This window comes from Algibacter sp., assembly GCF_029245835.1.
GTDB lineage: Bacteria > Bacteroidota > Bacteroidia > Flavobacteriales > Flavobacteriaceae > Algibacter_B.
Genome location: NZ_JAQWOO010000018.1, coordinates 1 through 13,496 on the forward strand (window position 1 = coordinate 1; position 13,496 = coordinate 13,496).

Here is a 13,496-nt window from a genome sequence, read left to right on the forward strand (position 1 = left end):
AACGTGAATTAAAGAAAGTGCTTTTAGTACCAATTACTTCTAATAGAGGTTTGGCAGGCGCATTTAATTCAAACATCATCAAGGAAGTTAATAGATTAACATCTGAAACTTATGCTAATCAAGAGGTTTCTTATTTAGCCATTGGTAAAAAAGCGAATGATGCTTTTAAAAAGACCAATAGAGTTATAGCTAATAAAAGTGAAGTTTATGACGATTTAACTTTTGATAATGTTGCTGAAGTTGCTGAGTTATTAATGGAAAATTTTGTTGCTGGCGAGTTTGATAAAATTGAAATCGTTTATAATAAATTTAAAAACGCAGCGACACAAATTGTGATGACTGAACAGTTTTTGCCAATTGTTCCTGTTGAAGGAGAAGCTAATAACAATGCAGACTATATTTTTGAGCCATCAAAAATAGAGATTGTTGAAGAGTTAATTCCTAAGTCCTTAAAAACGCAATTATATAAAGGAGTTAGAGATTCTTTTGCATCTGAACATGGCGCACGTATGACAGCAATGCATAAAGCCACTGATAATGCGACTGAGTTAAGAGATCAATTGAAGTTAACTTATAATAAAGCACGTCAAGCAGCTATTACTAATGAAATCCTTGAGATTGTTGGTGGAGCTGAAGCTTTGAATAACTAATACATTCCTGCGAAAGCAGAAATCTCATTCTAAAAGATTATAAACCTAACTTTAACGAGTTAGGTTTTTTTGTTATAAAAGTCTTATTTTTAACCTCAAAAACATACCACTTTTTTGAGCGCACTCAAGTCTTTATTTAAACAAACATTCATCTATGGTTTAGCAACTGTGCTTCCCAGAATGTTGAGTTTCTTGCTGGTGCCACTTTATACCACAGACGGTGTCCTTTCTTCAGTTGCTGAATATGGAGAAGTTTCTGTTATTTTCTCTTATTTCGTGCTTTTCAATGTGATTCTAGCTTATGGTATGGAAACTGCTTTTTTTAGGTTTTTTAACAAAGAAGATGATAAAAACAGCGTAACGAGTACAGCCGCAATTTCATTAGTGATTTCTTCAATTGGATTTTTTATTCTTGGCTTTTTATTCAAAAACGAAATATCAAATCTAATCGATATTGATGTAAAATATATCAAGCTAGTCATATGGATTTTGTTATTAGACGCTTTGGTTATTATACCTTTTGCATGGTTAAGAGCCAACGAAAAGCCCATGCGTTATGCGGTTATTAAAATTTTCAATGTCGTCATAAACATAGGTTTAAACTTATTCTTTTTATTGGCATTAAAGGGTTTAGCTTCTAATAATTCTCTTTTTGAAAGCATATACATTTCTAACTTTGAAATTAATTATATTTTCATAGCAAATTTAATAGCAAGTGGAATCACGCTTTTATTAATGTTTCCATTCTATATTAAAATCAAATATAAATTTGACAAGGCTTTATGGAAGCATATGATAAAATATGCTATACCTGTATTAATAGCGGGTATTGCATTTTCAATTAATGAAACATTTGATAGAATACTATTAGATTATCTATTACCAGAAAATATTGCCAAAACAGAAGTAGGCATGTATTCAGCTTGTTATAAATTGGCATTGTTTATGACGCTTTTTGCCACTGCTTATCGTTTGGGTATTGAGCCTTTTTTCTTTAGTCATGCGAAGGCGGAAAATCCTCAAAAGAATTACGCTAGAATATTAGAGTTTTTCGTGGCAATTGGTTCTATTATATTACTTGCGGTTGTTGTTTTTGCCGATATATTAAAACCAATTATTGTAAGAAGTGAAAATTATTGGGAAGCTATGTGGATTGTACCAATTATCCTTATAGCAAACTTTTGTCTTGGTATTTACCACAACCTTTCGGTTTGGTATAAAATAACCGATAGAACCAAGTTTGGGGCTTATATATCAGTATTTGGCGCTCTAATAACTTTAGGATTAAACTTTTGGTTAATACCTATTATAAGCTACAAAGGATCAGCAATTGCAACACTAGCCGCTTACACTTCTATGATGTTATTATCTTATTATTTTGGAAGGAAGTATTATCCAATACCTTATAACCTTAAGAAAATAGGGTTGTATTTATTAATCTCAATTGGCTTATCATTACTTTCATTCTATCAATATAGAGGTGAATATATTATTGGAATATCTATGTTAATTGTATTTTTGGGAATCGTTTATTTTTCTGAAATAAATGAACTAAAACGAATGTTAAAGAATAAATAATGTATATAGACCTGTCAGGTTTTTAAAACCTGACAGGTCTCAAGTAAAATGTATAAAAAGATGCAAATAAAAATCATTAACAAATCCAGTCACGATTTACCGCATTATGAAACTATAGCTTCTGCAGGAATGGATTTACGCGCTAATATTTCGGAGGCGAGAGTTTTAAAACCATTAGAACGCAGTATTGTGGGCACAGGGCTATTTATAGAGCTTCCTGTTGGCATTGAAGCCCAAGTGCGCCCTAGAAGCGGTTTAGCGGCTAAAAAAGGTATTACAGTGCTTAATGCTCCAGGAACGATAGATGCCGATTATAGAGGTGAAGTGGGTGTGATTTTAGTAAACCTTTCAAATGAAGAATTCACTATTAATAACGGCGAGCGTATTGCTCAATTAGTGATTGCAAAACATGAACGTGGAGAATGGGAAGAAGTAGAAATTTTATCAGAAACAGATAGAGGTGAAGGTGGTTTTGGGAGTACTGGAACGAAATAAATTCCTGCGAACGCAGGAATCTCCTAATCGATAAGAATGAAATATTGGTACGTCTACATCATGACAAATAAGCGAAATGGAGTTTTATACATCGGCGTAACAGATAATATTGATGAAAGAGTAAAAGAGCATAAGTTAAAGGCATATCCAAAGTCTTTCACTGCAAGATATAATTGCGATAGATTGGTTTATTTTGAAGAGTTTGAAAACGGAAATGAAGCCGAAAAAAGAGAAAGGCAATTTAAAAAATGGAAAAGGGGATGGAAAATAGAGCTGATAGAAGATATGAATCCTAGTTGGTCTGATTTAAGTGTCAACTGGAATCTAAATTTTAATAAATTACGATAATAAAATAAAGAGGTTCCTGTTTTCACAGGAATAAAGTTTAACGTTAAAGAGATACCCGCTTTCGCGGGCAATTGTATGAAAATAATAGTACCCATGGCAGGACGAGGTTCTCGTTTACGTCCACATAGTTTAACCGTACCAAAACCATTAATTCCAGTTGCTGGACAACCTATTGTTCATCGATTGGTAAAAGATATTGCTAAAGTTTTAAAGCAGCCAATTGAAGAAATTGCCTTTGTTTTAGGCGATCCAGCATGGTTTGGTGATGAGGTAGTTTCTAGTTTAGAAGATTTAGCTAAAAGTTTAGGAGCAAAAGCATCCATTTACCGTCAAGACAAACCTTTAGGAACAGGACATGCTATTATGTGTGCGAAACCATCTTTATCTGGACCTGCGGTAATTGCTTATGCAGATACTTTGATAAGAGCTGAATTTGATTTAGATCCAACAGCAGATAGCGTAATTTGGACGAAACAAGTTGATAATCCGGAGGCTTATGGTGTTGTTAAATTAAATTCAAATCAGGAGATTGTAGAACTCGTTGAAAAACCAGAAACATTTGTTAGCGACCAAGCTGTTATTGGTATCTACTATTTTAAAGATGTTGCCGTTTTAAAAGGAAAGCTACAAGAAATATTGGATGAAAATATTATGAATGGTGGCGAATACCAAATTAACGACGGTATTAAACGCATGATGGCAGAAGGCAAAGTGTTTAAAACAGGAACAGTTGATGAGTGGATGGATTGCGGAAATAAAGCCATTACCATTGAAACCAACCAACGTATGTTAGGGTTTTTAAAAGCTGATGGCGAAGAGCAATTAGTAGCATCTTCAGCTAAATTAGAGAATTCAAATATTATTGAACCTTGTTTTATTGGCGAAAATGTCGTGCTTAAAAACACAACAATTGGTCCTTTTGTTTCTATTGGAAATGGAACGGTTATTGAAAATTCAACAATTGAAAACAGTTTAATTCAAACCAATTCTGAAATTAAAAATGCCAAGTTAAACAATGCCATGATTGGTAATAACGTTAAATACAATGGAGAATTTACTAGTATTAGTATAGGCGATTATTCGGTTTTGGAATAATATTTGTCATTCCCTCGAAGGAGGGAATCTCATTAAATGAAGTTTGGAATACAATTTGAAGTTGTCAATATGTTTAAAGATCTGTTTCTTGCGTTAGGGATTGAAGAGGCATCCTTTTTTGCTTTTAATAGCAAAAAAGATATAGCGTAAAGCCCGACCTTTTGTGAGCCTGCAAGGTTTTTAAAACCTTGCAGGTATGAGTAAAAGGTAACGCCCAAACAATTAAATAATTAATGAAACAAAAAATCCACATAGTTGTTTTTTTCTTCGGAATGCTTTTGCTTCCGCAGATAAACTATGCCCAAGTAGATTTTAATAAAACACCTGAAGATGATTTAGGAGATAATGAAGATAAATTCCAAGAGCTATTCTACGAGGCTTTAAAGCAAAAGGGTATAGAAAACTATGATAGAGCTGCGGAGGCTTTACAAAAATGCATAGCTATAGATAAAACGGTGCCTGTTTTGTATTTTGAATTGGGTAAAAGTTATAATAAACTAAAAAACTTTGTAGCTGCTGAAGATGCTTTTAAAGAAGCTGTTGAAAAAGACCCCGATAACGAATGGTTTTTAGACGAACTTTACGGTTTTTATGTTTCCCAAAATGAGCCTGATAAAGCTATAAAAACAGTTAAGCAACTGGTAAGATTTCATCCAGATTATAAAGAAGATTTGGCATCACTTTATGTGAGAACAAAAAAGTATGATGAAGCTTTAGAGATTATAGATGCATTGGATGCTGAGTTTGGGATTTCGGTAAGTAGAGATATTATGCGTAATCGAATTTACGAAGCTACAGGCCGTAAGAAAGATCAAATAAAGAACTTAGAAAGTCGCGTTGAAGACAACCCTGAAAAAGAATCAAATTATCTGGCGCTTATTTTCCGTTACAGCGAAAACAATGACAAAGAAAAAGCCTTTGAAACCGCAAAAGAACTCTTGAAGATTAATCCAAATTCGCAATTAGTACATTTAGCTTTATACAAATTTTATTTAGATGATGACGATGCTGAAAAGGCTATTGAATCTATGAAAATAGTAGTTAAAAGCACAGCTATAAAACCCGAAGCGAAACTAAAAGTACTTACGGATTTTATAAAGTTTGTAAAAGAAAACCCAGAGTATGAAGGGGATTTGGTTGAAGCTACGGCTATGGTTACCGATGCGAATAACAGTAAAACAGTTGAAGAGTTAGGACACTATTATTTGGCTAAAAACAATAAAGTAAAAGCCTTAGAGCATTTTGAAGCCGCTATGAAATTAGAACCTAATAATTTTGGAGTATTACGAAATGTGATGTTGTTATACATAGATTTAAAAAAGTATGAATTGGCTAAAGCAAAGAGTGGTGAAGCACTTGAAATATATCCATCACAACCTATTTTATATTTAATACATGGAGTTGCTTTAAATGAGTTAAATCTACCAAAAGAAGCACTTGAACCCCTTGAAACAGGTTTAGATTATATTATAGACGATACCAAAATGGAAGCCGATTTTTATAATCAATTAAGTAAAGCTCATACCCTACTGAACAATACAGCCAAAGCAAAATCGTTTAGTTATAAGGCAAAACAAATACAATCCCAAAATTAATGCATATAAAATCAAAAATAATATTAGGCGTATTTGTTATCCTATTGTTTAATTGCAAATCTGCAAAAACAATTAGTACTGGCGAAACGAATTATAATTTGTCTAACAGGCAATTAATAAAAGAAAACGCAAAACAAGCCGCCAATTTTAAAACGTTGCAAGCTAGACTTAAAATCACCTATACTCAAAAAGGTAAATCTCAAACACATACCCTAAACTTTAGAGCTAAGAAGAATGAAGCATTATGGATAAATGCTACGTTTTCTGTAATTAGAGCATTAGTTACTCCTGAAAAAGTGAGTTTTTATAACAAGCTTGATAATACTTATTTTGATGGTGATTATAAATATTTGAGTGATTTATTGGGTACTGAATTAGATTTTGATAAAGTTCAAAATTTACTATTAGGAGAAACTTTATATACAATGAGTTCTGGAGCTTATAAAGTTTCGGTTGATGATGGTTCTTATATTGTTCAGCCTAAAAATCAACGTGATTTATTTGAAATATTTTTTCTATTAAACCCTTCAAATTTTAAAGTAAAATCACAACAAATATCACAACCAAAGGAGTTTAGGCATTTACAAATTGATTATTTAGCCTATCAAGATGTTGAAACACAAATTATACCAGAACGGATTAAGGTGATTGCTGTTGAATCTAGTAGTGAAATGATTGTAGAATTAGAGATGAAAAACGTGTCTTTAAATGAAGACTTACGTTTTCCATTTAAAATACCTTCAGGGTTTAAAGCCATTGAACTTTAAATGAAAGTGAGTACGCTTACATACAGATTGGTTTTTATTTTAGGGTTTCTGTTGTGCAGTAGTTTGAGTTTTTCTCAAACTAATAAGCAAAAACAATTAGAATCTCGAAGACAAGAATTACGCAGAGAAATCCAGAAAATTAATGAACTACGGAATGAAAATAAATCTAAAGCAAAATCTGAACTCTCATTAATAGAAGATTTTAATTATAAGATTAGCGTGTTATCTAACTTGATAAAAGTAACTAACCAACAAGCGAATTTACTAACTCGAGAAATTAGTTCGAATCAAAATAAAATTTCCAGCTTAAGAGACGAATTAAAGCAGTTAAAAGAAAATTATGCTGCTATGATAGTGAAGTCTTATAAAAGTAAAAATCAGCAAAGTAGGATTATGTTTTTGCTGTCTTCAAACGATTTCAAACAGGCGTATAAGCGTTTACAGTATATTAAACAGTATTCGGACCATCAGAAGCAACAAGGTGAAATTATAAAAACTAAAACTTTAGAGCTTCAAGACACCAATGCGAGTTTATTAAAACAGCAAGACGACAAAAAGAAACTGATTGCTGAAAACAGAGTGGTACAGCAGTCTTTAGAAACAGAGCGTAAGCAGCACCAAACACTTATGGCTTCTATTAAAAAGAATCTGTCTAGATATGCGTCTCAGATAAAAGAAAAACAACGCGAAGCTGATAAAATTGATAGAGAAATTGATAGAATTATTAAAGCTGCTATTGCAAAGTCCAATATTAAAGCTGGAAAAACAACAAGCTCTAAAACATTTGCTTTAACTGCGGAAGAAAAGGTATTAGCGTCTAATTTTATTTTAAACAAGGGTAAGTTGCCTTGGCCTGTTGAGAAAGGCTTTGTGCGTTTAGGCTATGGTACACAACCACATCCTATTGATAGCTCTTTAAAAATAAAAAGTAACGGTGTGCGTATAGCAACCGAAAAAGGGGCAAAAGCTAGAGCGGTTTTTGATGGTGAAGTGAGTGAGATTTTAAAGATGAAAAATGTAAATCCTATTGTGATGATTCGTCATGGTAATTACTTGACACTTTACAGAAATCTATCTCAAGTGTATGTAAAAAAAGGCGATAAAGTAAAAACGAAACAGGTAATTGGTGAGGTTTTTACAAACCCTTCAAATGGTGAAACTATTTTAAGTTTTACCTTGTCTAAAGGGACAGCTACTGAGAACCCTGCGAGTTGGATTTATAAGATGTAAAATTTCTGCCTTTCGACTTCGCTCAAGATAAACAATGGCAGGAATGTCATTAATTGAAACTACAATTATTTTTTGAAGTTCTACACCCGCGTTAGGGATTGAAACGGCATCCTTTTTTTAAAATATAAACATATACTTTATTTGGAACTTTAATTTAACAGATAGCCACGTCCTTCGTCCTGGCTATGACGTTAAAAAAAGATACAGTGAAACATTTATGTTCATGAATCCAAAAATATTAAATAGAAAAGCATGAATAAAAGCCCGACCCTTGGGTAACGCCCAAATAATTCTCTTAATCAAACAACGCCTTTAACTCTGTAGCTTCGTTTGGTTTCATTTTTCCGGCTAGTAAAAGACTTAATTGTTTACGTCGTAAAGCGGCTTCAAAACGTGCTATTTCAAGGTCCGTTTCAGGAGATACCTCGGCTACTTTTACAGGTCGCCCCGTTTTATCAACCGCCACAAATGTATAAATGGCTTCATTAGCTTTAGTTCTTGCGCCAGATTCTCTGTCTTCCATCCAAACATCAATATAAATCTCCATAGAGGTGTTGAATGCACGAGATACTTTGGCCTCAACTGTTACAACACTGCCTAAAGGTACAGCTCTATTAAATGCCACATGGTTTACAGAGGCGGTTACAACGATACGCCTAGAATGACGTCTGGCAGCAATACTTGCTGCGCGATCCATACGTGCTAATAATTCGCCACCAAATAAATTGTTTAAAGGATTGGTTTCACTTGGTAAAACCATGTCTGTCATGGTCGTTCTTGATTGTTCGGGAGTTTTTGCCTTCATCGCGGATTTTTATGATGAGGTAAAGTTACAAAGTAAGATGTGAAATTATGCTAAACTAGTCTAGTTTTTGGACAAGTAACCAAGCTTCTCTATTATGTGCTCTTTTAATGTTTCGTAAAGCTTTTAAGGCATCTAGTCTGCCCTCATAACTCGCATAGGCTACTTGGTGTAAACCGTATTTATTAGCACCAATTTTTCTGGCACTAAACCCATCTGCTTTAAGTTGTTTCACTTTTTTATCGCAGTTTTCTTCAATTCTAAACGCGCCAGCAACAATATGATAATTACCTGTTTGCTTGGTAACATTTAACGTGATTGCTGGTAGTGGGTTTAAATTAAAAGTAGCTTGTTGTATTTTAGAGTCTAATTCTTGTGTTGCTTGTTCTTGGGCTAATTGGTTATGTTCTTCAATTTTATCTACATAAATTTTAGAAGTTACCAAACCACCTAAAGTTAAAGCAATTAAAGCGACTGCAGCATATTTTAAATAAGATTTAGACTTTCGTTTTTCTGGAGTTACAGCAATGGGGATTGCTTTTTCAATGGCTTGAACGTCACGTTTGTATACTTCACGAGTTACTGCCGGGGTTACAAATTGTGATAAACCAAAAGAATCGGTTAAATAATTAAGATGATACGTAGGTTCAAATAAAACTTTACCTTCTTTATTAAAAACAATCTCTCCAATATTTTTGAAAGTAAGGGTTTCACCTTCTGTTAAGTAAGATTTTAAAAGCTTAACACGTTTTGCAATTTTTTTGTTAGCAACCTCAAAAGGGATTTTTTCAACATCCGCAATATAATGCGCCAATAAACCATCATTTTGTTGAATTTGCTCATTGAAAGACACCGTTTTTTTTGGTGCATGAAAGGTATTTGAAGTATCATCAATAGTAGCAGATACGTATTGTGTTAAAAACGCTCCAAATTCAGGGATGGTAACACACTCATATCTATAGAGTAAGTCGCTAATGTAGGTTTCTAATTGCATGAAAACAAAGTTAAAAAAATGGGCTTTGTAATAAAATTTAGGGGTAATTATTTATTAACAATATAAAAATTCTTTTATTGTAGTACCAATTTAGCTAAGAAATGTGGTATAAGTAAATTGAATTATTTTTAGTTAGGATGAGACAAAAAAGTAAAGCATAGCATCGTTATGGTTTTCTTTTTTAATGAGGTTATAGCTAATAAGAAACGATTTATAATTGATTTTTTATAGTTAAATTGGTACGATATCAAAATCAATAAGATAGCATGACAGAAAACGATTTGCTTTACACTTTAGCGCTACAACATGTGCCAAATATTGGCGATATTACAGCAAAACGATTAATCTCAAATTGTGGTTCTGCAGAAGCGGTTTTAAAAGAAAAGAAGCAGAACTTATTGAAGATTGACGGCATAGGAAGTATAACAATAAGTGATTTGTTTAAAATGCATCATTTAAAAGAAGCTGAGAACGAATTAGCTTTTATTCAGGCAAATGCGATTAAGGTGTCTTACTTCCAAGACAATGAGTATCCAGAAAAACTGAAACATTGTATTGATAGCCCTATATTATTGTTTCAAACTGGGCAAATCGATTTAAAGAAACCACATATTATTAGTATTGTAGGAGCCAGAAAAATTACAACCAATGGCATTGCGTTTTGCGAAAATTTAGTTGAACAATTGGTACCCTATAATCCTATAATTGTTTCTGGATTTGCTTACGGTACAGATATTACTGCCCATAAGGCTGCAATGAAACACAATTTACAAACTGTGGCCTGTTTAGCACATGGTTTGAATCAGATTTATCCTAAAGTGCATAAAAAGTATATGGTAGATATGGAGAAGAATGGTGGTTTTTTCTCTGATTTTTGGAGTACTGATAAATTTGATAAGCGAAATTTTTTAAAACGAAATAGAATTATTGCAGGTTTAAGTGAAGCTACTATTGTTATAGAATCTGCTGAAAAAGGCGGAAGTTTAGTAACAGCTGATATTGCTGGGTCATATAACAGAGATGTGTTTGCTGTACCAGGAAGGATTGCAGATAGCCAAAGTATGGGGTGTAATAATTTAATAAAATATCAGAAAGCCCATATGTGTACTACCCCTTTGGATGTGCCTTATATTTTAAATTGGGAATTAAAAAATAACAAAAAACCAGCGGTGCAAAAACAATTATTTGTGGAGTTGGATGCTACTGAGAAAATTATTTATAACTATCTAAAAGAAAACGACAAACAGCAACTGGATATAATTGCTTTGAATTGTGAAATGCCTATTTTTAAAGTATCTGGGACACTTTTGAATATGGAATTAAAGGGTGTAATTAGGCCTTTACCAGGGAAATTATTTGAGGTTATTTAATGAAATCCTACAAAGGTAGGAATTTGTTAATACCCAACCTTCTCACGTACTCGTTTTAAAACATCATCAGCAACTACCTTTGCTTTTTCAGCACCAACAGCAAGCGCTTTGTCAATCTCGTTGAGATTATTCATATAATAGTTATAACGTTCGCGAGGTTTAGCAAATGTTTCAATAATCAATTCAAACAAAGCTTGTTTGGCGTGTCCGTAGCCATAACTACCCTTTTCATAATTGGCTTTCATGGCGTCAATTTGAGAGTCGTTAGCCAATAAACTATAAAGAGCAAAACAATTACAAGTACTCCAATCTTTTGGGTCTTCAAGTGGCGTACTATCCGTTTGAATACTCATAATTTGCTTACGCAGTTTTTTATCAGTTAAAAATATATTAATAATATTACTTCTACTTTTGCTCATTTTTTCACCATCTGTACCAGGAATAAGTTTGGTGTCTTTTTGAACTTCAGCTTTTGGCAAAACAAAAGTTTCTCCAACTTTAGCATGAAAACGAGAAGCCACATCACGCGTCATTTCAATATGCTGTTCTTGATCTTTTCCAACAGGAATTATTTCTGCATCGTATAATAAAATATCAGCAGCCATAAGCATGGGGTAAGTAAATAACCCAGAATTTACATCTTCCAATCTATCGGCTTTATCTTTAAAACTATGGGCTAATGTTAACCGCTGATAAGGGAAGAAACAACTTAAATACCAGGACAGCTCAGTCACTTGTGGCACATCACTTTGTCTGTAAAACACTGTTTTTTCTATATCTAAACCAAAAGCTAACCAAGTTGCAGCGGTCGAATAGGTGTTTTCGCGTAGCGTTTTTGGGTCTTTTATTTGCGTTAACGTATGCAGGTTTGCTATAAATAAATAGGAATCGTTTTTTGGGTTTTCGGCCATTTTAATAGCTGGTATAATAGCGCCTAAAATGTTTCCTAAATGTGGGGTTCCTGTACTTTGTATGCCTGTTAGTATTCTTGCCATCTTTTCATTCCCCCGAAGGAGGGAATCTCTTTAATTAGTATTGAAAATAATTTAACCGAAAGCAAAGGTAAACGTTTTAATAATAAATACTCAAAACAAATAGATTTTCGATTTTTTTACTTTTTATTTCCCCCTTTTTCTTTGTTAAAATTTTAAAACATAGCTAAGGCTGTGTTTTAAAATTTGTGCCTTGATAAAGAAAAACTATCTGCGTCAAAATTCTCTAAAAACTTTTCACTTTGAGTATAGCTCAATACATTTATGTATTTTTGGAACTTATGATGTTTTTTAAATACATATTTTGGGTTTTGTATCGTATTTGGTTTTATATCCTTGTAGCATTACCCATACTTATACTTTTTCCAATACTCTTAGTTTCCATTGCTAAAGAAACATGGTATCCCTTCTTTTTTAAATTAGCGAGACTTTGGGCTAAGTTTATATTAATAGGTATGGGTTTTGCCTATACTATAAAACGTGAGCAAACTCCAGAAAAACATAAAAGTTACATGTTTATTGCCAACCACACGTCTATGGTTGATATTATGCTGATGTTGGTTTCAATAAAAAACCCGTTTGTATTTGTTGGTAAAGCTGAATTAGCTAAAATTCCGTTGTTTGGTTTCTTCTATAAACGTACTTGTATTTTGGTGGATAGAAACTCAGCAAAAAGCAGGCAAGCCGTTTTTTTAAGAGCCCAACGCAGATTGAAATCTGGTTTAAGCATCTGCATTTTTCCTGAAGGCGGAGTACCAGAAGAGCATATAGAATTAGATGAATTCAAAGATGGCGCGTTTAGATTGGCTATTAATCATCAAATACCTATTGTGCCTATTACTTTTGCAGATAATAAAAAACGATTCTCATATACTTTTTTTAGTGGTGGTCCTGGAAAAATGCGTGTAAAAATGCACAAGTTTATATCTACTGAAGGTTTAACTACAAAAGAAACTAGACTTTTGAATGAAAGATCGAGGGCTATAGTATTGTGTCAACTTGAAATTTTTAACACATAAAAACTGTACCAAAAAACCTCTTAAAGCAATATTTTTTTTAATCTTTAATATGGCATCCCCATAATGTTAAAAACACTTACCGAAATTGTAGGAAAAAATTATTTTATTTTTTTTTAATTTTGAGATGCTGAGCATGAATTTTGGGTTATTTAAGAAGTCTCCCAGAATTAATGTAGAACAAAAATTGTTGCAACAATACTAGCGCTAGTTTTTTATTTTTTTTCTGAAAATAGTTTAATAGAAAAAAAAGGACTTCTTAAACAAGGTTTTTAGTCTTGTTGTTTGTAATGTGAAATAAAAAATTAAAAACTATGGAGTATTTAATAAACCCTTTTAAAAACTATTTCAACATAACTAGGAAGGCTAGTTTAAAAGAATTCTGGTATTTTTTTCTGATTTTCACTTTTTTAATAAGCCCCTTAATAACCTGAGTTCGATTATTAAAACAGGCAAACTTGATTGGAATTTATAGTTTGAAATTTAATAGACGGTTTTTTAGGCAAGAAGCTATATGCGATAAGCCCTGAAATCAGGTTGCTAAGAAAGTTCCCAAAGCTTCTG

The 13,496-nt window shown here is 32.8% G+C and carries 13 protein-coding genes; 10 read left to right on the forward strand and 3 right to left on the reverse strand.

All coding sequences use genetic code 11. The annotated features are described in order from the left end of the window. The 8 genes from atpG to P8K68_RS02590 all read left to right on the forward strand — a co-directional run. Positions 1 to 650: ATP synthase F1 subunit gamma (gene atpG, locus P8K68_RS02555; RefSeq protein WP_300247886.1), on the forward strand; the 650-nt coding region annotated here is incomplete at its 5' end. Between the two features lie 114 nt (positions 651 to 764). Next, positions 765 to 2,228 (forward strand): oligosaccharide flippase family protein, encoded by a 1,464-nt coding sequence (locus tag P8K68_RS02560; RefSeq protein ID WP_300247888.1) that lies wholly within the window; start codon positions 765 to 767, stop codon positions 2,226 to 2,228. 60 nt (positions 2,229 to 2,288) lie between these two features. Beyond that, entirely contained in the window at positions 2,289 to 2,723 is a 435-nt protein-coding gene (dut, locus tag P8K68_RS02565) for a dUTP diphosphatase (protein WP_300247890.1), read from the forward strand. A gap of 36 nt (positions 2,724 to 2,759) precedes the next feature. Next, positions 2,760 to 3,071 carry a GIY-YIG nuclease family protein gene (locus tag P8K68_RS02570; protein ID WP_300247892.1) on the forward strand — a complete coding sequence of 104 codons (312 nt, stop codon included), beginning with the start codon at positions 2,760 to 2,762 and terminating at the stop codon, positions 3,069 to 3,071. A 75-nt stretch (positions 3,072 to 3,146) separates the two neighbouring features. After that, a complete protein-coding gene (locus tag P8K68_RS02575) occupies positions 3,147 to 4,166 on the forward strand; it encodes a sugar phosphate nucleotidyltransferase (protein ID WP_300247894.1) in 1,020 nt (339 codons plus the stop codon). Between the two features lie 233 nt (positions 4,167 to 4,399). Next, positions 4,400 to 5,761 carry a tetratricopeptide repeat protein gene (locus P8K68_RS02580; protein WP_300247896.1) on the forward strand — a complete coding sequence of 454 codons (1,362 nt, stop codon included), beginning with the start codon at positions 4,400 to 4,402 and terminating at the stop codon, positions 5,759 to 5,761. After that, entirely contained in the window at positions 5,761 to 6,528 is a 768-nt protein-coding gene (locus P8K68_RS02585) for a DUF4292 domain-containing protein (RefSeq protein ID WP_300247898.1), read from the forward strand. The genes P8K68_RS02580 and P8K68_RS02585 overlap by 1 nt, the downstream gene beginning before the upstream one ends. Beyond that, positions 6,529 to 7,758 (forward strand): peptidoglycan DD-metalloendopeptidase family protein, encoded by a 1,230-nt coding sequence (locus P8K68_RS02590; RefSeq protein ID WP_300247900.1) that lies wholly within the window; start codon positions 6,529 to 6,531, stop codon positions 7,756 to 7,758. A gap of 295 nt (positions 7,759 to 8,053) precedes the next feature. Here the strand turns inward: P8K68_RS02590 and P8K68_RS02595 are convergent, their stop codons facing one another. Next, on the reverse strand, positions 8,054 to 8,563 hold the full coding sequence (locus tag P8K68_RS02595; protein ID WP_300247902.1) for an acyl-CoA thioesterase: 510 nt from the start codon (positions 8,561 to 8,563) through the stop codon (positions 8,054 to 8,056). Positions 8,564 to 8,618: 55 nt separating this feature from the next. After that, positions 8,619 to 9,554 (reverse strand): SPOR domain-containing protein, encoded by a 936-nt coding sequence (locus tag P8K68_RS02600; protein ID WP_300247904.1) that lies wholly within the window; start codon positions 9,552 to 9,554, stop codon positions 8,619 to 8,621. A gap of 266 nt (positions 9,555 to 9,820) precedes the next feature. On the opposite strand from P8K68_RS02600, the gene dprA reads away from it, so the two are divergent. Beyond that, positions 9,821 to 10,924 (forward strand): DNA-processing protein DprA, encoded by a 1,104-nt coding sequence (dprA, locus tag P8K68_RS02605; protein WP_300247906.1) that lies wholly within the window; start codon positions 9,821 to 9,823, stop codon positions 10,922 to 10,924. 26 nt (positions 10,925 to 10,950) lie between these two features. Here dprA and trpS read toward each other — a convergent pair whose 3' ends face one another. Continuing rightward, on the reverse strand, positions 10,951 to 11,919 hold the full coding sequence (trpS, locus tag P8K68_RS02610) for a tryptophan--tRNA ligase (protein ID WP_300247908.1): 969 nt from the start codon (positions 11,917 to 11,919) through the stop codon (positions 10,951 to 10,953). A 278-nt stretch (positions 11,920 to 12,197) separates the two neighbouring features. On the opposite strand from trpS, the gene P8K68_RS02615 reads away from it, so the two are divergent. Next, complete coding sequence (locus tag P8K68_RS02615) at positions 12,198 to 12,935, forward strand: lysophospholipid acyltransferase family protein (RefSeq protein WP_300247911.1); 738 nt, start codon at positions 12,198 to 12,200, stop codon at positions 12,933 to 12,935. Positions 12,936 to 13,496 lie beyond the last annotated feature (561 nt).